Raw genomic sequence first — 20415 nt, forward strand, 5'->3', positions numbered from 1 at the left:
CTCCTGCGCCGCAACAGCCGCCTTTTTCAACGGAATCAGGGCAAAGCGGACACTTCCCAGTTGCGCATTCAGACTTCTGAATTTGACCCATTTGCGCCATACGCCTGACGGTTGTTATGGGTATGGTTGCTGCTGCTGATCCTTGCCGCGATGACCTGCCTCCTCCGGTTGCACCATGTTCGATGCTGACCCTAAAGCCAGAGCCGATCTAAGGGCGGGAACCCTTTATGCGATAGCGGGCGAATCCGCCTGGATTTACTACGGCCAAGTGACGCTGGACAAAGCCATTGGCTTCTTCCGGCTGCGCGAGCACAATTTGGCGGGGCCAGAAGGCGTCTTATCGTCGAACTTGATGACGACAGTCGTCGTTGCCTATCCATCCATAGGTCGAGCATTGAGGTCCGGTCGATGGAAGAATCTGGGCTGTTTCCCGCTGCACAAAGAGCTGCAAAAGATACGCTATTCAGTTCAATGGCCGGTAGGAACTTTGAACGTAACGGTATGGGCAGGCGGCAAGCCGAGTCATGACACGCGTGTCGAAGATCCCGCGATCCAGAACATGGAGATTATGGCTGTCTGGGACGCGGAGCATCACATTCCACCGCGCCTCACTGCCGACTTCGGAGAAGAAGAAGCTGATTGGCACATCGGCGGACCAATCTGGCGCGAGCGGAAGGTTAAGGAGGAAACAGCGAGACGTTTTCCTGATCAGCCATGGCACAGGCTCCCCCAGGATTGGGTGCCGACTGGTGGCGAACAAGGCTAGAAAGCGCCGATCCGCTTAGTTTCGATACCGAATGGCTGAACCTGGCACATCGCGTCATTTCGCTGCGTTGCGGAATTTGGTCGCTGTTAGGGCATAGCGGACATCGACCAAGCCGCACCGATCAATCTCGAATTTTGAATACGCGTCCCGGCACCGGCTTCGCGGAAGCGCCCTTCACCCCAACCCTCTCCCCGCAAGAGCGGGGCGAGGGAGGAGTACGCGACTTCGCGCCAACCTACGTTCGTCGTGCTTCAGGAATCTCCTACATTCCCATGATGGCAATGTCCTTCACCGTGCCGTCGATGCCGGCGATCTTGGCGGCCTCGGTCGCCTTTCCGGTAGCGAGGTCTACGCTGTAGAGCGTGCCGCCCGCCAATAGCCAGGCCTCGTTCTTGCCGGCGCCGTCGGACCAGATGTCAAACGCGACGCCATCAGCCTTGATTCCGAGCTTGCCGATCGCGCCGAGCACGCCGTCATTCGGCGGCGCCTGCTTGATCAATCCGCCGATAGTGCCGTCGATGTTGAACAACGCCGTCTCCTTTGCGCCCTTCACCGAATTGGTATATGCGCCGGCGACGATGTTCGGCTTCTCGCCCTTGTGCATGTCGCCCTCGGCAAATTTATGGTCGCCGTCCTTGGTTACCTTGCCGTCATCGACATTGGCGCGGAGGTTCATCCCGTCTGCACCCATTACGCGCAGGCGATCCGCCACCGGGTTGAAATCGACCGTCGCGGTCACGCCCTTGGCAAGCATGGTGTCGAGCTTCGATTTCGTCGTGGCCTTGCCGTCCGTCGCGATGGTCACAATGGTGCCATCGTCGACCAATCCATAGAGCAGGCCGTCGGCCGGACGTATGTCGATGCCGACCAGCGCGCCGGAAATGCCGGTGACCTTGACGGACCCGGTCGCCTTCTTCTGCGCGGTATCGACCATCGCAATGGTGTCGCCGCCAACCAGGGCGGCGACCTGTGCGGCATTGGCGGCAGCGGATGACAGCAATAATGCGACTGAGGCGGCGAAAATCGAACGATAGTTCATCGGTGAGCTCCCTGTGTTGCCATGATCCTCTCTGGACCAACACAGCGGGTACCGGCGGCGCGGCGAAACGGATGCAGCACACCGAAAATAATTTTCGGCACATGCATCCAAATGCCGCATCTCAAGGTAGAACAACTATGCAAGGGCATAGACATGACCGGAAATGGCACCATCACCGCCAACCCGCAGGCTTCCGCTCTGTTCGATCGGGAACGCGAGGCGCAGCTCGCCGCGGCTCTGGCGCGTTGCGCGGCCGGCGACCGCACCGCATTGCGCGTGATCTACGACAGCGAGGCGCCGCGCATGGTCGGCATCGCGCGCCGCATCCTGTTTCGGCAGGACCTTGCGGAAGAGGCGGTGCACGACGCCTTTATCCGCATCTGGCGCGGCGCGGCCGGGTTCGATCCACGCCGCGGCAGTGCCCGCGGCTGGCTCTATGCGGTGGTGCGCAACCGGGCGCTGAGCATTCATCGCGACGAGCACCGCTATGAAGCATCGGATGAAGGCGCCGGGGATTGCGACTGCGAAGCCACCCTGTCGCGGATGCCGGAGACCAGCGCGCTGCGCCGGTGTCTCGAGCAGATCGACCGTCCCCGCCGCGACGTGGTGGTGCTGGCCTATGTTCACGGCATGAGTCACGGCGAATTGGCGGGACGGCTGAAGGTTCCGCTCGGCACGGTCAAAAGCTGGGTACGGCGCAGCCTCTTTGCGTTGCAGGAGTGCATGGGATGAACCCGCACGACGCCGATAACGCCATGGCCGCCGATTACGTGATGGGCCTGCTTGACGGTGCCGAGCAAGCCGCCGCCGAGCAGCGTATCGCAACCGACCAATCATTTGCCCAGGCTGTCAGCGCGTGGCGGGAGCGGCTGGCCGACCTCGATCTCACGGCAGAGGAAACCCCGCCGAGCCCGGCGCTTTGGCAGCGCATTGCGGATGCAACCAAAATCGCGCCGATCGACGCCCTGCCCTCCGCACGCGCCGCGCTGCGTGGCACCACGCTGTGGGACAATATCCGGTTCTGGCGCGGCCTCGGTATCGGCGGCGCCTTCGCTGCAGCGCTTTTTGCAATGATCATGATCGGTGCGCTGGCGACGTCGCGCCAGCTTCGTCACGACATGCTCGCGCTCGCCCAGCGCAAGCCGATTTACGTCGCCGTGCTGGTGAACGACACGACGAAAGAGGCCGGCGCCATCGTCAACGCGTTTTCGAACGGCCGGGTCGAGCTGATACCGTTGCGGCCGATCGAGGTTCCCGCCGGCCGCACGCTGCAGGTTTGGACCTTGTGGGATCGCACGATCGGCCCGAAATCGATCGGCCTCACTGGCCAGTCGCGCACGCTGCAGCTCGACCTGGAGGCGCTGCCGGAAACCGTGCAAGACCAACTGTTCGAGATCACGCTGGAGCCGGAAGGCGGCTCACCTATCGGACGACCGACCGGCCCAATCCTGTTCAAGGGCAACGCCGCGCGCGCGTTGTAGTCGCCTAGAGGAAAGTCGCTGGCTTTCGGATCAGCACCAGCCCTTTTTCCAGTGGCCGGGCGGGCATCCACGGCCGCGCCAGCCGACTTTCCGGCCGCGGCTCCAACCAAACGGACGATAGCCATGCCCGCGGCCCCACCCATGCCCGTGGCCGTGCCCGCCCTTTATTTCGATCAGATCGCCCTTCACCAGCGAGTCCTGGATCAACGGATAGCCGCGGGGCATTGCCGTTGCCGGGGGCACAAAGGCGATGGGCAAGGTGAGTGCGATTCCAAATAGCAGTTTGCGCATGAGCTTCCGCTCCAGAGTTGAACGTGCCGGCTTCAAGCAGGAAAAAGCGGCAATAGTTCCACGCGAGTGGGGCGGACTTCCGAAGGATCGTCCCCTTCCCATCAAGGTCAGCAAAGCTGCCGTCAATCGGTGAGTATTTCTTCGTGCCGGGACGAAAAAATTTGGAACGACACCCGCCGTTCGGCGTTGCAGGGGTGAGCAGGTAGTTCAGGAAGGAGAAAATCCGACCGGGTTATCAGCTCAAAGCCCCGTCAGTTATTTTAGATAGCTGGCGGGGTTTTGATTGGAGGGGTTCGTGCCTTACGCGCTTTTCGATGGCGACAGGCAGCTCGGCCCTGGCCTTCCGACCGAGGCGGAGGTGTGGAAGCAAGCGCTTCAGGCCGGCCTGATTTCCGATATTCCCGTTGCCGACGAAGCAGGCGGACAGGTTCTGCCGCCCGGCTATCGCGTCAAGGAAACCAGGGAACAAGGTTGCACGCCAGATCCGGCCTGGAAGCTTCCGGACGAGATTTCCTGAGGGCGTTTGCCATCGCTCCACCGGCAGAGACCGGATGATAGGTATCGCTTCGCTCCACCCATCGAGCTAGGGCCTATCGCCTCTGTTTGAGGAAGGTCAGGCCGCTCACGGTCAGCCGTTCCTCGCTGGTCTCCCCTTCGGCCACCAGCCCTTCCAGATGAGTTTCGAGTTCCGGCAGCTTGCGGTCGAAATCGGCGCCAAGGCCCATCAGTTCGCAGGTTTTCCTGATGCGCTCGATGGGCTTTTCGAAGATGTTGATCTCGGTATGCATCCCAGCCTCCTGATACCGCCAACAATTCCGGTCGCCCGCAGGAGTTCCTCCGTAAGAAACCGGGCATTACTCTCCGTCCACAGCGACAGAAACACCCGTCTCACCTCGGCCTAGAAGCGGAGACTCAAGAGGACGACCAAGCTGCGATCCGGTGCGTCTATTCGAACGCGAACACGCGCTTCCAGTCTTTCTTCATGTCGACCACGGTCCACCTGTTTACCGCTGCGGCGTCCAGCGCCACGTCGAGCTTCCCGAAATGCGACTGACGGTCGTAGGCGTATTCGCGCTCCGCGTCGGTGTGGTGCACGATCAAGCCGAACCGCGGGCCACTGGCGCCGAGCGTCGCCCATTGCAGCATTTCGAGATCGCCGTCGGAATTTCCGAACGCCGCAATCGGACGTCGCCCGATATGCTCGTTGATGCCGATCGGCTTTCCCGCCTTGTCGTCGATGAAGTTGATGTCGGGCAGCCGGAAAAGCGTCGGCGCGCCGTCCTTCATCTCAAATCGGGNTCTTGATCGACGACCCAATGACCTGCTCCGGCGGCACTCCGTAGATCCGCTCNGGTCCACGGCCGCATGAACTCGATGCCGCCGCCTGAGACGATAAAGGTCTTGAACCCATTTGCCCGAAGGTAGGCCAGCAATTCCAGCATCGGCTGATAGACCAGCTCGGTATAGGGCCGCTTGAAGCGGTGATCACGCGCGGTCGCGAGCCAGTCGGTGACGATTTTCTCGAATTCCGCCGTGGTCATGCCGGCATGCGTCACAGCGATGATTTCGACCAATCCTTTTTCGCCGGAAGCCGCCAGCGCCTTCAGGTCGCCGTCCAGCACCGCTGCGAACGGCTGCTTGGTCTTCCAGTCCGGATGCATGGGCGCAAGCGCCTTCACCCGGTCGAGCGCAAAGGCCAATTGGATATACATCGGCTGCTCGATCCAGAGCGTACCGTCATTGTCGAAGGTCGCGATGCGCTGATCGACCGGAACGAAGAAGGGCCCGCCTTGCGTTGTGATGCGCGCGACAAAATCGAGGATCGACGCCTTGGTGGCCCCCTCGTTCCAGGACGGGAGTGGATCGCTCTGCGCTTGCGCTACGGCGGAGGTGGAACGGAGTGAAACGGACAGCACCGGCAGCATCGCTAGCGACGAGAGAAGGACGCGGCGATCGACGTAAGGAAAATGGATGATCGGCTTCATATCGATTCCTTCCCGTTGCCGGGCGGGCGCACAGAAATTCGGCGCGCCCCCCATGAAACCGGTTGATGCCCTGGCGACTACTTGCTCACTGCCGCCCGAGCCGCCTCGATTTTCGCCTTCACGGCGTCGAGGTTGAAGCTCGCGCCCTTTTGCATCGGCGGAAACTCGATCGCCGTCATGGCCAGCTTTTCCACCTGCTGCTGAACAAACACAAAGCGCCAGAATTCGTATTTGAACCAGTCGAAGTATTGCTGCGCGCCCTCTTTCGTCCCGTTATCGGGCCAGCCCGTGCGCTCGAATGGATCGAGGCGAAGGTTCGTCAGGTAGGGCACGTCAGCCTTGGTTTTTTCACCGAGCCACCCTCTGGGCTGGTCGATGAAACGATACTTGAAGTCGTCGATGCGGACGGCACCGAGTTCGCTCTCTCCGAAGTAAAAGATTTCGTGCCGGTTCGACGGCCCCTTGCCGGTGATCATGTCCATCTGGTTATAGCCGTCCAGATAGCACTTATAGGTCGTGTCGCCGATCTGTTTGCCCTTCTTCAGCTCCTCTGCAATGTTCGGGTTGCCGGCCGCCGCCAGGAAGGTTGGAAACCAGTCCAGGCCGGAAATGATGCCGTTTTCGACCTTGCCGGCCGGCACCTTGCCCGGCCAACGGATCATGCAGGGTACGCGGAAGCCACCTTCCATGACGGTGCCTTTGCTCTGCGCAAAAGGCGTCTGTCCGCCATCAGGCCAGGTGAAGACCTCGGTGCCGTTGTCGGTGGTGAAGACCACGATGGTGTTGTCATCGACGCCCATATCCTTGAGCTTCTGCATCACGATGCCGACGTCGTCGTCGAGTTGTGCCATGCCGGCTTCGTGTATCGACCAACCGTTCTTGGAGTTGCGCAGGGCCTGATATTTGGGCGAGAGATGGGTGACGATGTGCATCCGGGTTGGATTAAGCCACAGGAAGAACGGCTTGTTGTCGGCCTTGGCCTTTTCGATGAACTTCAGGGCAAGGTCGCGAATTTCGTCATCTACGGTTTCCATCCTCTTGGGATAAAGCGTTCCGGCATCCTCGATCCTCTGCTTGCCGACCTTGCCCCAGCGTGGATCCACGGTGCCGTCATCCACGGCGGTCGCGTACGTGTGGAGCATGTTGCGCGGACCGACGGTGTTCAGCAGTTCCTGCGGGTAGTTCGGGTGCGCAGGGTCTTCCATTGCGTCGAGATGATAGAGGTAACCGAAGAACTCGTCGAAGCCGTGCACCGTCGGCAAGAATTCATTCTTGTCGCCAAGGTGATTCTTGCCAAACTGGCCAGTGGCGTAGCCCATTCCTTTCAACGCGGTGGCAATCGTCACCGCCTGCGCGGGTATCCCAATGGCTGCGCCGGCCTGGCCGACCGTGGTCATGCCGGTGCGGATTGGCAACTCACCTGTAATGAAGTTGGCACGGCCCGCCGTGCAACTCGCCTCGGCGTAGTAGTCGGTGAACAGCATGCCTTCAGCGGCGAGCCTATCCAGATTGGGCGTCCGGCCGGCCATCAGGCCGCGGTGATAAGCGCCGATATTCCACATGCCGATATCATCGCCCATAATGACGACGATGTTCGGCCGTTGTCCGGCCGCTGCGGGCGCCGGTGCCGGCTGCTGCGCTTGCGCTGTGGTTGTCACCGCGACAGCCGAGAGCGCCGAAGCGGCCACAAGCGAACTGCCGGCCAGCAGCAGATCGCGGCGTTTCATTCCGCCGCCCGATTGCGGCGCGATGCCGTGGGATTCTTCCGGCGAACGCTTGCTACTCATGACGTGCTCCTCCTGTTTGATGCAATAGGCTCTGTTCGCTTGATGCATCGGAAGCCGACGTCGCTTGTGGAGGTGTCTACCGGCCCGGCCTCCCTGATCACTTGCTTGCCATTCCGTTGGCGGGCGCCCCGTCGTGGGGCGCCCGCGTCGTCGGATCACAGTCGTCGGACGCCGCTAGTCACTGCGACCGGCAGTTTTGGCCTGCTTGATCTGCTGAATTACCTGCTCGAGGTTGTAGCTCGCCGGGTCCTGCAGCGGCGGGTACGCAATATAGCTCTCGAGTTCCTTCAGCCACAGCGCCTGGCCGATGGGCAGCATGTTCCAGTCATAGACGTAGGCTGTAGAAGGGGAGCCGATTACGCCGCCCAGGCCCATGAGCGTCTTGTATTGTGAACCAATGGAGGTCTCGAACGGGTCTCGCTTGATATTGACGACCTGGGCCCAGTGGTAAGGAAGCGCTCCGGCAATAAAGCCCTGCGGAGCGTCGGACACCATCGTGAAGTAGATCTTCCAGTTCTTGTACCGGACCGCCGACGGGTCCTTGCCCGAATAGTAGAAGAAGGTATCACGCGCGGACTTTTCCGAACGCCCGGAAAGATATTCGGTCTGATCGACGCCATCGAGCGTTGTCTTCACGATGCCGGGATATTGGCCGGCCTCGATGCGCTTCTTCAGCGCGTCTCCCTTTGCGCCGCCGCCGATGCTGACAAACGTGGGCAGCCAGTCGAGCGCTGCGAACATTTCGTTCTTGACGGTCCCGGGCTTGATGACGCCCGGCCAGCGAACGAGCGCCGGAGCGCGCATGCCGCCTTCCCAGGTGCTCAGCTTGCCACCCTTGAACGGAGTGGTGCCGCCGTCCGGAAAGGTGATGGTCTCGGCGCCGTTGTCGGTCGTGAACACCACGATCGTGTTGTCGAGTTGGCCCATGTCCTGGAGCTTCTTGAGCACATAGCCGATATTGTCATCCATCTGCTTCATGCCGGCCTCGTTGAGACCCCAGTCCTTGCCGCCCGGCTCGCCGACCATGGCCAAGTACTTGTCATTCAGCACGGTGGTGATGTGCATGCGCGCAGGGTTGTACCAGACGAAGAAAGGTTTGCCCGTCGTCTTCGGATCGTTGCGATCGAGGAAGTCGATGACCTTGGCCGAGATTTCCTCGTCGACCCCCTTCGATCGCTCGAGTGTCAGCGGGCCTTGATCGACGCACTGCTGAGTCCTGCCTGTACCGTCCGATTTGCACGACAGGATGTTGCGCGGAGGTGTCAGGCAAACCGTCGTTTTCGGATCGACCGCGCCCGGAACCTCCGGGATGCCGGGGATCGGGGTATTCTTGCACGGCGGGGCAACCGTCTGCTGGCTCGGCGTCTTGTTGATGTCCGGGAAGCTCACGCCCTGCATCGCGTCGAGGTGATACAGGTAACCCCAGTATTCCTGGAAGCCATGCGCGGTCGGCAGCGCGTCGGTGTGATCGCCGAGATGGTTCTTGCCGAACTCGCCAGTGTTGTAGCCGAGATCGAGCAGGAATTTGGCGAGCGCCGGGGTGCCGGGCCGCAGATAGGACGGGCTGCCGGGCAGTTGCGGAGGAATCATGCCGGTGCGCAGCGGGTGCATGCCGGTGAAAAAGGCGTTGCGACCGGCCGTGCAGCTCTGCTCGGCATAGTAATGCGTGAAGATCGCGCCTTCATTGCCGATCCGATCGATGTTGGGCGTCTCGCCGACCATCAGGCCGCGATGGTAGATGCTCGGCTGGTAGAGGCCGATGTCGTCGCCCATGATGAAGAGAATATTGGGTTTCTGTGCCGGCTGTGCGGTTGCCGGCGTGCTGGCCGGCCCGGACAGCGACATCAACATCGTCGCGCCAAGCAGCGAGGCATAGGACCGCTTGTGCCAACCAGGTGTCTTGCGTGGCTTGTCAGGCAATATGGAACTCAGCATGGTTACGCCCTCCTGTTTATGATGCATCAGAGGCTCCTCGCCTGACGCACCGAAAGCCAAGATGACTCGTGGAAGTATCGACCGGCTCCGCGTGTCGCGCTGCCGGCCGGTAGCGTCGGCAGTAGTTCGGCGCGCACAAATGCGAGCCGCCTTTGATGACCTTTCTTGGAATTTTCACGTTGGTGGTTCTGGGGTCGTAGCTGTCGGCCTCGCGGCCGCCGCGCGGGTTCTCTGGAATGCAGCAAGCCTTCGGAGCATCGGCCTGATGCTTTGGCGAATACCAGTCGGCCGTCCATTCCCAGACGTTGCCGATCATGTCGTAAAGTCCGTAGCCGTTCGGCGGGAATGCGGTGACCGGCGAGGTACGTTCGAAGCCGTCGGCATTGGTGTTTTGGTGCGGAAAACCACCCTGCCAGGTGTTGGCCATGTGACGGTCGTGCGGTGTGAACTCATCGCCCCACGCGAACTCGGCGCCGTCGAGCCCGCCGCGCGCCGCAAACTCCCATTCCGCTTCAGTTGGCAAATCCTTTCCAGCCCATTGCGCATAGGCGAGCGCATCGCTGAAGGCCACATGCACGACCGGATGATCGTCCAGACCACGAATGTTGCTTCCGGGTCCGTAGGGATGCCGCCATTGCGCGCCCTTGGCGAAGGTCCACCACTGGCTGAAGTCGCGGAGGTTGACCGGATGATTGGGAGGCGAAAACATCAGCGAGCCCGCATAGACCATGTGCGGGAGCATTCCGGGATAATCCTTCGGATCAGGCGTGATCTCGGCAACGGTGATGTGCTTGGTAGCCCTTACGAACTCCCTGAATTGCCGGTTTGTCACTGGATGACAGTCCATCCAGAAGCCGTCCACGGTGACGCCATGCGCCGGGGCTTCCTCGGGATAATGCTTGTCCGACCCCATGCGGAACGTGCCGCCGGGTATCCAGGTCATTTTATCGATATCGGAAGGACCATCACAAATGGCGATATCGACCGTTAGCTCAGGTTTCGCTTTCAATGCGTTACCTCCCGGCCGATGCGCACGGTCGCTATTGGACCGTGGTCCAATAGCGGTATCTATGTGGTCCAGTGTTTGCGAACGACGCAGTGCGGTACAGGCTTTCCTGAGGCGCAACCGGAAGTAATTGTCGTTCGGTTAGAAACCAGCTTGATCTAAATCAACGCATCGAAGCGGACATGACAATGCGTCAGCCCCAACCTCTAGATGCAGACATTGCACTCGACCACTTCAGGCAGATTCCATGCCGGGTCAAATGCAGAAGTGCGAAGATTTGTTGAATTGCCCGCCGGCGTTCCTCAAAACGATGAACCGCCCTAACCTCCAGCCACCAACGCCCCGAACACGCGCCGCACCTCGCCCTGCGTCTCGCGCACCCGCGCCTCCAGCGTCGAGAAGTCGGGCGTGTCGCCGGCGCGCGCCATCACCCGCAACAAATTCTCGCCCGAGGTTTCCGGATTGAACTTGCCGATGACGCAAAGCCGAAGGATCTGCGTCAGATCGTGATAGAGCCGCGCGGCCGAACGCAGCGTCTCGGCGTCGGAGTGGGCCAGGATGCCGAGGCGCGCGGCATTGTCGAGCACCTGCAGTGTGGAGACGCTGAGGATTTCGGGTTTTTCCGCGGCGTGAACGAGCTGCAGATACTGCGCGATGAAATCGATGTCGACGAGGCCACCGGCCGCGAGCTTGAGGTCCCAGATGTCGGCCTCGCCCTTTTCCGCCGCGATCGCCCGGCGCATGTCGGCGACGTCACCGGCGGTGGAGGTAGCATCCCGCGGCCGCGTCAGCACGCCGCGGATGATGCCTTCTATCTTTTCGCGAAACGCGGGCGTTGCCGAAATCACCCGCGCCCGCGTCAGCGCCATGTGCTCCCAGGTCCATGCCTCGCGTTCCTGGTAATCGGCGAAGGAATCGATCCGCGACGCCAGCGGGCCGGCGCGGCCCGACGGTCGCAGCCGCATGTCGACTTCATAGAGCACGCCGTAATTGGTCCGCGTCGTGAATGCCGAGATCAGACGCTGGGTCAGCCGCGCAAAATATTGTGCGCCGTGTAGCGAGCGCTCGCCGTCGGAATCGGGATTATCAGAGTCGAAATCGTACAGCAGGATCAGGTCGAGATCGGAGGATGCCGTCATCTCGCGGCTGCCGAGCCGACCCATCGCAACGATTGCGGTCTCCTGCCCCATGATGCGGCCGTACTGGCCGGCGAACTGATCGGTGACGAGGCCGTGCACGGTGTGCACGATGCCCTCGGCGACATCGGCAAAGGCGACGCTGGCATGCTGGGCGGAGACCGTGCCGGAGAGAATGCGCGAGCCGATCAAAAACAGGCTTTCCTGCCCGAACAGCCGCAGGCGGTCGAGGAAGTCTTCGTAGGAATCTGCGTCCTTCAGCGTTGTCGCCAGCCGCGCCGACAACTCCTTCTGGTCCGGCATCGCGCCGAAGAAGCGCGGGTCGATCAGGCCGTCCATGATCTGCGGCTGGCGCGCCAGCATGTCGCCGAGCCGGGGCGCCGCACCGAGGATCAAGGCCACCAGCGCGACCAGATCGCGGTTCTGGCTCAGCAGCGAAATCAACCGCCCGCCGCGCTGCAATGCGCCGAGAAAACGGTCGAACGCGGTCACGGCATCATCGGGGTCTTCGGCATTCGCGAGGCCGTCGATCAGGCCGGGTACGAACTCGATGAAGGCGGCCTTGGTCGCCGCATTGCGCAGCGCGCGGTAATTGCCTTGCATCCAGAGCTGCAGGGTGCCAGCCACCGCGATCGGCTTCTTGAAGCCGAGCGTCGTCAGGTGATCGAGCAGGCGCGCGTCCTCAGGGCCGGCAGCATAGTTGAGCTGCGGCAGCTTCACCGTGCCGGTGGGGTCGCCCTCGAACAGCTTGCCGTAATGCCCCTGCACGACGTTGAGATGGCCGAGCAGATCCTTGGCAAAGGCGGTGCGGCTCTCATAGCCGAAGAAGCGCGCGAAACGCTCGATCGCTTCGGCGTCTTCGGGCAGCGCATGGGTCTGCTCGTCCGCGATCATCTGCAGCCGGTGCTCGACGCAGCGCAGGAATTCGTAAGCCGCCGTCAATTCGTCGCAGGCCTGAAAGGTGATCCAGTTGCTGGTCGCCAGCACCTGCAACGCGTGCAGCGTGGGACGCACCCGCAATTCCGGATGGCGGCCACCGGCGATGAGCTGCTGCGTCTGCGCAAAAAATTCGATCTCGCGGATGCCGCCGCGACCGACCTTGACGTTGTGGCCCTCGACCGCGATCTCGCTCTGGCCGCGATAGGTTTGCATCTGCCGCTTCATGTCGTGGACGTCGGCGAGCGCGGCAAAATCCAGATGCTTGCGCCAGACGAACGGCGACAATTCCGCGATCAGCGCCTCGCCCGCGCTGGCGTCGCCGGCACAGACGCGCGCCTTGATCATCGCCGCGCGTTCCCAGGTTCGCCCTTCCCGCTCGTAATAATGCAACGCCGCCTCGGTGGAGATCGCGACCTGCGTCGAAGCCGGGTCGGGCCGCAGGCGCAGGTCGACGCGGAATACATAGCCCTCGCCGGAGCGTTGCTGCAGCAGGCGGGCCAGGGCCTGCGTCACGCGCACGAAGAACGGCGCCGGCTCGATGTCTGCCGCCAGCGACGTCGCAGCCGGATCGAAGAACACGATCAGGTCGATGTCGCTGGAATAGTTCAATTCGCCTGCGCCCATCTTGCCCATCGCGAGCACGATCAGCCCACTTCCCTCCTCCGGCCGGTCATGATTGAGGGCGGTCATGCGGCCACGCGCGATTTCCTGACGCAGCAGGAAACGCAACGCCGTCTGCACGGAGACGGTTGCGAGTTCGGTCAGCGCCGCCGTCACCCGCATCACCGGCCAGACCCCGCCGATGTCGCACAGCGCGATCATCAGCGCGGCCTCCGACTTCATGCGGCGAAGCAGATGCATGACCTCGGCCTCATCAGCGGCGGCGAGCACGTCGCGCGTGGTTCCCTCGATCAGCGTGGCGAGGTGCTGTTCCGGGTCGCAGGCCAGGAGACGGATCAGCCGCGCGGCATCAGCGCGGACAAGGTCGAACAGATAGGGTGAGAACTCGACAATGCCGAGCAGGATGGCTCTGGCGAATGGCCGATCCAGCCACGCCGCGATCCCGGCCGACTGCTCCGGCTCCAGTTCGGCGAGCCAGTCTTCCAGGCGTTGTTCGGCATTGCTGGTGGCCGGGATATGCGGCCCGCATACGAACCGCGCGGCCAAGGCGGAAGAATTCATGCCACCTTCTGTGGCACATCCGGCGTTTGGGCCGCAAGCCTGTCACCCGCGGCAGATCGCGCCGGGATCACCAGCGTCGCGGTCAGGCCGGGATGGGAATCCCCCAGCCTGAGTTCACCGCCGTGCAGGGTCGCCACCGCGGATGCCAAACTCAAGCCAAGCCCGGAACCCGGCAGCGTCCTGCTCGCTTCGAGCCGCACGAACCGCTCGACCGCATGCTTGCGATCGGCCTCGGGAATGCCGGGCCCGTGGTCGGCGACGCTGAGCAGCACATGATTACCTTCGCGCCGCGCCTCGATCAGGATCTCCCGCGTGCGCGCGGCAGCGACGGGATCCAGCGGCTGCACCACCGGCGACGGCTTGCCGTATTTGATCGCGTTCTCGACCAGATTGGCGAGCGCCTGCCCGATCAGCTCGCGATTGCCGTGCAGCGGCGCGCTCGCGGTTTTGACGCGGAGCGTCATGCCGTCGTCTTCGGCCAACGGCTCGTACAATTCGTGGATGCCCCTGGCGACGTCGGCCGCGTCGAAATCATCCATGTTGCCGCGCGCCTGCCCGGACTCGGCGCGCGCGATCATCAAGAGTGCGTTGAAGGTGCGGATCAGCCCGTCGGATTCCTCGATGGTGCGTTCCAACGCGGCGCGATAGTCGCCTTCGCTGCCGGAACGCGCCAGCGCCTCCTCGGCGCGGTTGCGCAGCCGCGTCAGCGGCGTCTTCAGATCGTGCGCGATGTTATCGGAGACTTCCTTCAGCCCCATCATCAGCGCCTCGATGCGCTCCAGCATGGCGTTGAGGTTTTCCGCGAGGCGATCGAGCTCGTCGCCACTGCGCCCGACCGGCAGGCGCCCGGAAAGGTCGCCCGCCATGATGCGCCTCGTGGTGCCGGTCATGGCGTCGATCCGCTGCAGCACCCGCCGCGCCACGAAGATGCCGCCGCCGATGCCGAGCACGATGACGACCAGCAGCGACCATTGCGCGGCGTTGGCGACGATGCCGAACAGCCGTCGGCGCTCCTCCAGGTCGCGGCCGACCAGGAGGCGGAAGCCATTGGTGAGTTCGGTGACACGCACCAGCGCGCGATGATCCGCCGTGTCCTGCTCGTCAAGCCGGCGATAGGCGGTCTCGGACCAGCCGGTCGAGGCCATCACGCCCGGCGACAGCGATCCGACATTGCCGCCGATCGCTTTTCCCTCAGGCGTGGTGGCGAGATAGAGATTGGCGCCCGGCCGCAGCGCCCGGTTCTCGATCGTGAAGACGAGCCCTCGCAGGCCGCGGCGCGTATAGATGTCGGTGATCTCGGCGATCTCGACATTCACCGTCGCGGTAATCTGCTCGTTGATCAGCCGCCGCGTATTCCAGGCGAAATAGCCGAGCAGCGACGCGGCAAACAGCGCAAACAAAAACAGATAGACCAGCGTCAGCCGGAACGCCGTCGTGCGGATCAGCTTACCGAAGGCCGTCACGGATCATGTATCCGGCGCCACGGATCGTGTGCAGCAAGGGCCGCTCAAAGCCCTTGTCGATCTTGGAGCGCAGCCTGGAAATATGCACATCGATGACGTTGGTCTGCGGATCGAAATGATAATCCCAGACGTTTTCCAGAAGCATGGTGCGCGTCACCACCTGGCCCGCATGCTTCATCAGATATTCGAGCAGGCGAAACTCGCGCGGCTGCAGCGTCAGCTCATCCTTGCCGCGGGCGACGCGATGCGAAAGCCGGTCGAGTTCGAGATCGCCGACGCGATAGGTTGTCTCTTCCGCCGGGCCGACATTGCGGCGCGACAGCACTTCGACGCGCGCCTGCAATTCGGCGAACGAATAAGGTTTTGGCAGGTAATCGTCGCCGCCGGCGCGCAGGCCCTTGATGCGGTCGTCGACCTGGCCGAGCGCGGAGAGGATCAGCACCGGCGTGCGGTTGCCCTTCTCGCGCAGGCTCCCGATCACGGACAGGCCGTCGCGCTTGGGCAGCATGCGGTCGACCACGAGCACATCGTAATCGCCGCCTTCGGCCATCGACAGGCCCTCCTCGCCATCGCTGGCGAGATCGGCGACATGTCCGACTTCACGGAACGCCTTGACCAGATAGTCGGCGGACTCGCGGTCGTCTTCGATGATCAACAGGCGCATTTGCGGGGCGGTTGCACTCACGGGAATGGCTTTCTCTCACCATGGCGCGGCCGCCCTGCACATGCAAGGCGGCCGCGGATGCTCTCGATCAAGTGAAAAAAGCGGGCGGTGAAGCTGGGGGACCTCACCGCCCTTAGGCCCTTCCGACGGAGGGGGGCGTATTCCGCTGGAAGGTAGCCAGAGGGAGCGAGCCTTGGACCCGCTCCCCGGAAGGAGACGTCGGCGGGGGCGACGAATGCCGGCGAAACCCTCCATCTGGTATCTAGTCCTCGTTTAGCCCTTCGCCAGCGGCACCGCGACGAAACGCGACGAACCGCCGCTCTTCACGCGCATGAGAACACTGTTCTTGTTCTCGGTGCGCGCAGCATCCAGCGCCTCACGGACTTCGCCCGCGGTGCCGACGCTCTTGCCGGCGACCTCGAGGATGACGTCACCTTCCTTGAAGCCGCGTTCAGCCGCCGCGCTCTTCGGGTCGACTTCGGTCACCACGACGCCTTCCTTGCCGGCGCCGGCCACGCTGTTGGCGGGGGCAACCGTCAGGCCGAGCTTCGGCACGTCGGTTCCCTTGCTCTGGCTGCCCTTGTCTTCCTTGTCGGTCGAAGCCTTGGCCTCGATCGTGTTCGGCAGCTGGCCGAGCGTCAGGTTGATGACCTTGTCCTGGCCCTTCTGCAGCACGTTGAGCTTGACCGCATTGCCCGGCGCGAGACCGCCGATGGTGCGGGCGAGTTCCTTGGCATCCTTGACCGGCTCGCCGTTGACGGCGGTGATGACGTCACCGGACTGGATGCCGGCCTTGGCCGCCGGACCATTGGCCTGCGGTTCCGCCACCAGCGCGCCTTCGGCCTTCTTCATGCCGAGGCTGTCGGCGATGTCGGAGGTCACCGGCTGGATCTGGACACCGATCCAGCCGCGGCTGACCGAGCCCTTGTCCCTGAGCTGGGCGATCACGTTCTTCACCGTCGAGGCGGGGATCGAGAACGCGATACCGACGCTGCCGCCGGACGGCGAGTAGATCGCGGTGTTGACGCCCATCACCTCACCGGAGGTGTCGAATGCCGGACCGCCGGAGTTGCCCTTGTTCACGGGCGCATCGATCTGGATGAAATCGTCATACGGACCGTTGCCGATGTCGCGGCCGGAGGCCGAGACGATGCCGGCGGTCACGGTGCCGCCGAGGCCAAACGGATTACCGACGGCCAGCACCCAGTCGCCGATCCGCGGCTTGCTGTCCGACAGCTTGGCGAACGGGAAATCCTTGCGGCCTTCGACCTTGATCAGCGCCAGATCCGTGCGAGGATCGGTGCCGATTACCTTCGCGGTAAAGGTCTTGCCGTCGTCCATGGTGACTTCGACCTTGTCCGCGCCGTCAACCACGTGGTTGTTGGTCACGGCATAGCCATCAGCCGAGATGAAGAAGCCGGAACCCTGACCCGTCACCGGGCCACGGCCGCCACGCGGGCCGCCGCGCAGGCCGGGCGGCAGGCCATCCGGACCGCCGAAGCGACGGAAGAAGCGCTCCATCGGCGAGCCCGGCTGGAACGGCGAATCTTCATCCTTGTTGGCGCTGTCATCACCCTTCGAGGCCTTGTCGGCAATGTTGATCTTGACCGAAATCACCGACGGCTTCACGCGCTCGACAATGTCGGCGAATCCGATCGGCCGCTCGACCTTGCGGACCTCGTTGTTGACCTGCGCATGCGCCGCGCTGGCGAAGAGATCAACCGGGCCCTGCTGCGGCGAGAAGCCATAGACGGCGGCGCCGAGGCCGGCGACGACGGAAGCCATCAGCGCGAATTTGCGCGCCGAGAACAGCGAACGGCGCGGCGCGCCGTTGGACGGTAGCGAGGAAAGATCGACGGGACGTTCGGTCATGTTTCTAAGATCTCCAAGAGCCTGAATTCTTCATTGTTCTACGGTGCGGGGGGCTGGGCACCTGACAGGGCCTGAAGATGGTGTCTGCCGCCTTACCGCGCGCTGGCTAGGGAATTAAACTTTTGTAATGCGGTGACTTATGGATGCGGCAGAATAGCGCAGGCATTCAATGGCTTAGCGCTGGCTGAAAAACGGCTTTCGGAGGGCAGAACAGCCACTCCTTGCCATGCCGATAAGAGCCCGGCTTTCGAAGCTCTCCTAAATCTTACGTTAAACCAATCCATGACACAACCTTTGAATGAATAGATTGGGCGTGGTTGCGGAGCCGCCGAATGCGGAACTTCAATCACCGCCGTCAACGACAAGGATCAGGAAGAAAACCATGGTCAGCGCCGTTTCCAGCCAAGCCGCCACATTGAATCCCCTCGCCTATACGGCTCTCGAAGAAGACAACAAGTCCAGACAACCCGCAGCGAACGTGACGCCTGATGACAGCGACCGTGGCCCGGCCACGCAGGTGTCTTGGTCTCAAGATGCGCTGGATCGTCTGTTGGCCGCCTTAAAGCAAGGTCCGGACGCTGCGCAGCAAGCCGTGGATGCCTGGTCGCAAGCAGGTGCTGATCGTTTTGCTGCGTTCCAGGCTCGCTCGGAAGCAATTCATCGTCAGTCCGCAATTAATAAGGTCGACCATCAGCTCAAAATGCTCGACTGGCGGGAAGAGACAAACAAGTCGTTGGCGTCCACGGTCAAGTATTTGCAGAAGTCTGCCATCAAATGGCAGAATACGGCGCCAGTACCGGAGGTACAGCTGTCGGATGCCGAGATTAACGCAATTCTGAAGAAGGTCGCGCCGCGCGGCATTGATCCATCAAAGATTGGCGGTGCCGACACCTATTCCTTCGGTGACGACGGAAAAATCTATACCTTCAGAAAGGATGGAACGGCTTGGGTGCATGAGGGCGGCGTGCCCACCTCCGAGGCCGAGAAGCAACGCGGAATTCAGGCTTTCAACGAGTCGATACAGCTTTGGTCCAGCAAAATTGAATATCCCAGCGTTTCGCGGGCTGACCTGATCGCCCAGCGCGACGCGCTGATGGCTCAATAGCGGCCGCAGCTCTCAAAGCAGCGGCGCAGGAGTTCCTCCTGCGCCGCTTTCATTACTCCAACAGCCTCAGCTGATCTGGATGCCGTGGCCATTGACGTCGAACACGAACTCGAGCGTGTCCGTGTTGGCCGGATCGAAGAAGCCAACCACATCGACGTAGTTCTCGAAATTGGTGTCGAGGGCATCGGCGATGATCAGATCGTTCCCCACCTGGAAGAACTGGAGCGTGCTGACATCGGCGACGTTGAAGATCAGCGAATCCGAACCGCCGGCATCGAGGATGAACGTCACGCCATCGTTGTTGTGAGCGAACGTATCGTCTCCCAGGCCACCGGCGATCTCGATGACGCCACTGGTGTTGTCGATGATGACATCATTGCCGCCGCCGGCATCGACGATAGCGTCTCCGCCATTCAATCTGATGGTGTCATTGTCTGCGCCCGCGTCGACTTCGTTGAATGCGGTCGCCACCGTGATGTCATCATTGCCGGTACCGCCGACCACGATGCTGTGCGCGCCGAGCAGATCGGTAATGGTATCGTTACCGGTTCCACCATCGATCTGGTCATAGTCGGCGCCGCCATCGATCGTGTCATTTCCATCATCGCCGAAGAGGACATCGTTTCCGGCACTACCCAGGAGAACATCGCCTTCGTTGTTGCCGTGGATGGTGTCGTTTTCGGAACCGCCGTCGATTGCATCGATTCCATCACCGCCATTGATGGTGTCCGCACCGGCATCACCGTACATGATGTCGGTGCCGGCATCGCCATACATGGTATCGCCCTCGGTTCCACCGTGCATTTCGTCGCCGTCACCGCCGCCGTGCATCTCGTCGGCGCCAGATCCACCGTACATCAAATCAGTGCCGATACCGCCCGAGATGATGTCATTGCCGCTGCCGCCATCAATGCCGTCGTTACCGTCTCCGCCGTCGATGGTATCTGCGTCACCCTCGCCCAGAATGGTGTCGTTGCCGGCATCGCCGTAAAGGGTGTCGATTCCGCTGCCGCCGTAGACTGTGTCGTCGCCTTCATCGCCATGAATTGTGTCGTTGTTCTCGTTGCCTTCGAGATAGTCGTTCTCGGTGCCACCGCTCAGCGAGTCGTTGCCGGCTCCCCCGAACAGCTGATCGACACCTTGGCCGCCGTACAGATTGTCATCTCCCGTTCCACCATCGAGATAATCCGCGCCGTTTTCGCCAGAAAGACTATCAGCACCATCTCCGCCCCACAGTCGATCGTTATCAGCGCCTCCGAACATCAGATCATTATCCGCCTCGCCAAACAGCCTGTCCGCACCGGACCCGCCGTTGAGAATGTCGTTTCCAATGCCGCCTTGCAATTCGTCGTCGTTCTCATCGCCAAAAATGTCATCGGACCCGAACCCGCCAACCAACAGGTCATTACCGGTGCCGCCGCTAATGTGGTCGTCGCCAAAATCGCCGCTGATCTGGTCGTTGCCGTCGTCGCCATTGAGGAAATCGTTGCCGTCACCACCGTAGATGGTGTCGTCGCCACCGCCGCCGCTCAGGAAGTCGGTCGCACCAAAACCACGGATCAATTCGCCGGTAGAGTCGCCAGTAAAAAAGTCTTGGCCATCCGTCCCATCAAAATTTGGCATTGTCGTCTCCCATGTTTGTCGCCGCTCTCGTCGGCTTCATCATGGGATTACGCTTGTCGCCTTCTCTCAATATATCGATCTCGATAAACGCTATATCGATTTCGATAGTCGATATTTTCGGTTTGAGATTAATCGTCTTCA

General features: G+C 61.9%; 17 protein-coding genes and 1 pseudogene. 5 read left to right on the plus strand and 13 right to left on the minus strand.

Features of this window, described 5'->3' with window-relative positions:
• Nucleotides 1–175: 175 nt before the first annotated feature.
• Nucleotides 176–766 carry a hypothetical protein gene (locus CQ14_RS39695; protein WP_057863185.1) on the plus strand — a complete coding sequence of 197 codons (591 nt, stop codon included), beginning with the start codon at nucleotides 176–178 and terminating at the stop codon, nucleotides 764–766.
• A 262-nt stretch (nucleotides 767–1028) separates the two neighbouring features.
• Here CQ14_RS39695 and CQ14_RS39700 read toward each other — a convergent pair whose 3' ends face one another.
• The gene (locus CQ14_RS39700) at nucleotides 1029–1805 is read right to left on the minus strand and encodes a DUF4394 domain-containing protein (protein WP_057863186.1); all 777 of its coding nucleotides are present in this window, start codon (nucleotides 1803–1805) and stop codon (nucleotides 1029–1031) included.
• Nucleotides 1806–1958: 153 nt separating this feature from the next.
• On the opposite strand from CQ14_RS39700, the gene CQ14_RS39705 reads away from it, so the two are divergent.
• Nucleotides 1959–2537, plus strand: a complete 579-nt coding sequence (locus CQ14_RS39705) for a sigma-70 family RNA polymerase sigma factor (RefSeq protein WP_082650250.1) — start codon at nucleotides 1959–1961, stop codon at nucleotides 2535–2537.
• Complete coding sequence (locus tag CQ14_RS39710; RefSeq protein WP_057863187.1) at nucleotides 2534–3286, plus strand: anti-sigma factor; 753 nt, start codon at nucleotides 2534–2536, stop codon at nucleotides 3284–3286. The genes CQ14_RS39705 and CQ14_RS39710 overlap by 4 nt, the downstream gene beginning before the upstream one ends.
• Before the next feature lie 30 nt (nucleotides 3287–3316).
• On the opposite strand, the gene CQ14_RS39715 is transcribed toward CQ14_RS39710, so the two are convergent.
• Nucleotides 3317–3577 (minus strand): hypothetical protein, encoded by a 261-nt coding sequence (locus CQ14_RS39715; RefSeq protein ID WP_057863188.1) that lies wholly within the window; start codon nucleotides 3575–3577, stop codon nucleotides 3317–3319.
• Nucleotides 3578–3872: 295 nt separating this feature from the next.
• Here CQ14_RS39715 and CQ14_RS39720 point away from each other — a divergent pair, with 295 nt between their 5' ends.
• Nucleotides 3873–4094: a hypothetical protein gene (locus CQ14_RS39720; protein WP_057863430.1), complete on the plus strand. Its 222-nt coding sequence runs from the start codon at nucleotides 3873–3875 to the stop codon at nucleotides 4092–4094.
• 73 nt (nucleotides 4095–4167) lie between these two features.
• Here CQ14_RS39720 and CQ14_RS39725 read toward each other — a convergent pair whose 3' ends face one another.
• The 10 genes and pseudogenes from CQ14_RS39725 to CQ14_RS39765 all read right to left on the minus strand — a co-directional run bounded on the left by CQ14_RS39725 (nucleotide 4168) and on the right by CQ14_RS39765 (nucleotide 17546).
• Nucleotides 4168–4365, minus strand: coding sequence for a hypothetical protein (locus CQ14_RS39725; RefSeq protein WP_057863189.1), 198 nt, complete (start codon nucleotides 4363–4365; stop codon nucleotides 4168–4170).
• Between the two features lie 157 nt (nucleotides 4366–4522).
• Nucleotides 4523–4875 (minus strand): HAD family hydrolase (locus CQ14_RS47405; protein WP_488230452.1); only part of this gene is annotated, 353 nt, incomplete at its 5' end.
• A gap of 54 nt (nucleotides 4876–4929) precedes the next feature.
• Nucleotides 4930–5562, minus strand: a pseudogene (locus tag CQ14_RS47410) (HAD family hydrolase); the annotation flags it as partial.
• A gap of 77 nt (nucleotides 5563–5639) precedes the next feature.
• Nucleotides 5640–7289 carry an arylsulfatase gene (locus CQ14_RS39735; protein WP_057863431.1) on the minus strand — a complete coding sequence of 550 codons (1650 nt, stop codon included), beginning with the start codon at nucleotides 7287–7289 and terminating at the stop codon, nucleotides 5640–5642.
• Nucleotides 7290–7523: 234 nt separating this feature from the next.
• Nucleotides 7524–9200: an arylsulfatase gene (locus CQ14_RS39740; protein ID WP_430650259.1), complete on the minus strand. Its 1677-nt coding sequence runs from the start codon at nucleotides 9198–9200 to the stop codon at nucleotides 7524–7526.
• A gap of 100 nt (nucleotides 9201–9300) precedes the next feature.
• Entirely contained in the window at nucleotides 9301–10227 is a 927-nt protein-coding gene (locus CQ14_RS39745) for a formylglycine-generating enzyme family protein (protein ID WP_057863190.1), read from the minus strand.
• Between the two features lie 383 nt (nucleotides 10228–10610).
• Nucleotides 10611–13547 (minus strand): bifunctional [glutamine synthetase] adenylyltransferase/[glutamine synthetase]-adenylyl-L-tyrosine phosphorylase, encoded by a 2937-nt coding sequence (locus tag CQ14_RS39750; RefSeq protein ID WP_057863191.1) that lies wholly within the window; start codon nucleotides 13545–13547, stop codon nucleotides 10611–10613.
• Complete coding sequence (locus CQ14_RS39755) at nucleotides 13544–15010, minus strand: sensor histidine kinase (protein ID WP_057863192.1); 1467 nt, start codon at nucleotides 15008–15010, stop codon at nucleotides 13544–13546. Before CQ14_RS39755 ends, CQ14_RS39750 begins: the two co-directional genes overlap by 4 nt.
• Nucleotides 14994–15674, minus strand: a complete 681-nt coding sequence (locus tag CQ14_RS39760) for a response regulator transcription factor (RefSeq protein ID WP_057840551.1) — start codon at nucleotides 15672–15674, stop codon at nucleotides 14994–14996. Before CQ14_RS39760 ends, CQ14_RS39755 begins: the two co-directional genes overlap by 17 nt.
• 273 nt (nucleotides 15675–15947) lie before the next feature.
• Complete coding sequence (locus CQ14_RS39765; RefSeq protein WP_057863193.1) at nucleotides 15948–17546, minus strand: Do family serine endopeptidase; 1599 nt, start codon at nucleotides 17544–17546, stop codon at nucleotides 15948–15950.
• 382 nt (nucleotides 17547–17928) lie between these two features.
• On the opposite strand from CQ14_RS39765, the gene CQ14_RS39770 reads away from it, so the two are divergent.
• Nucleotides 17929–18651, plus strand: a complete 723-nt coding sequence (locus CQ14_RS39770) for a hypothetical protein (RefSeq protein WP_057863194.1) — start codon at nucleotides 17929–17931, stop codon at nucleotides 18649–18651.
• Between the two features lie 66 nt (nucleotides 18652–18717).
• On the opposite strand, the gene CQ14_RS39775 is transcribed toward CQ14_RS39770, so the two are convergent.
• On the minus strand, nucleotides 18718–20274 hold the full coding sequence (locus CQ14_RS39775) for a calcium-binding protein (RefSeq protein WP_057863195.1): 1557 nt from the start codon (nucleotides 20272–20274) through the stop codon (nucleotides 18718–18720).
• Nucleotides 20275–20415: the final 141 nt, after the last annotated feature.

Source organism: Bradyrhizobium lablabi (genome assembly GCF_001440475.1).
In the GTDB taxonomy this organism is placed as follows: Bacteria; Pseudomonadota; Alphaproteobacteria; order Rhizobiales; family Xanthobacteraceae; genus Bradyrhizobium; species Bradyrhizobium lablabi.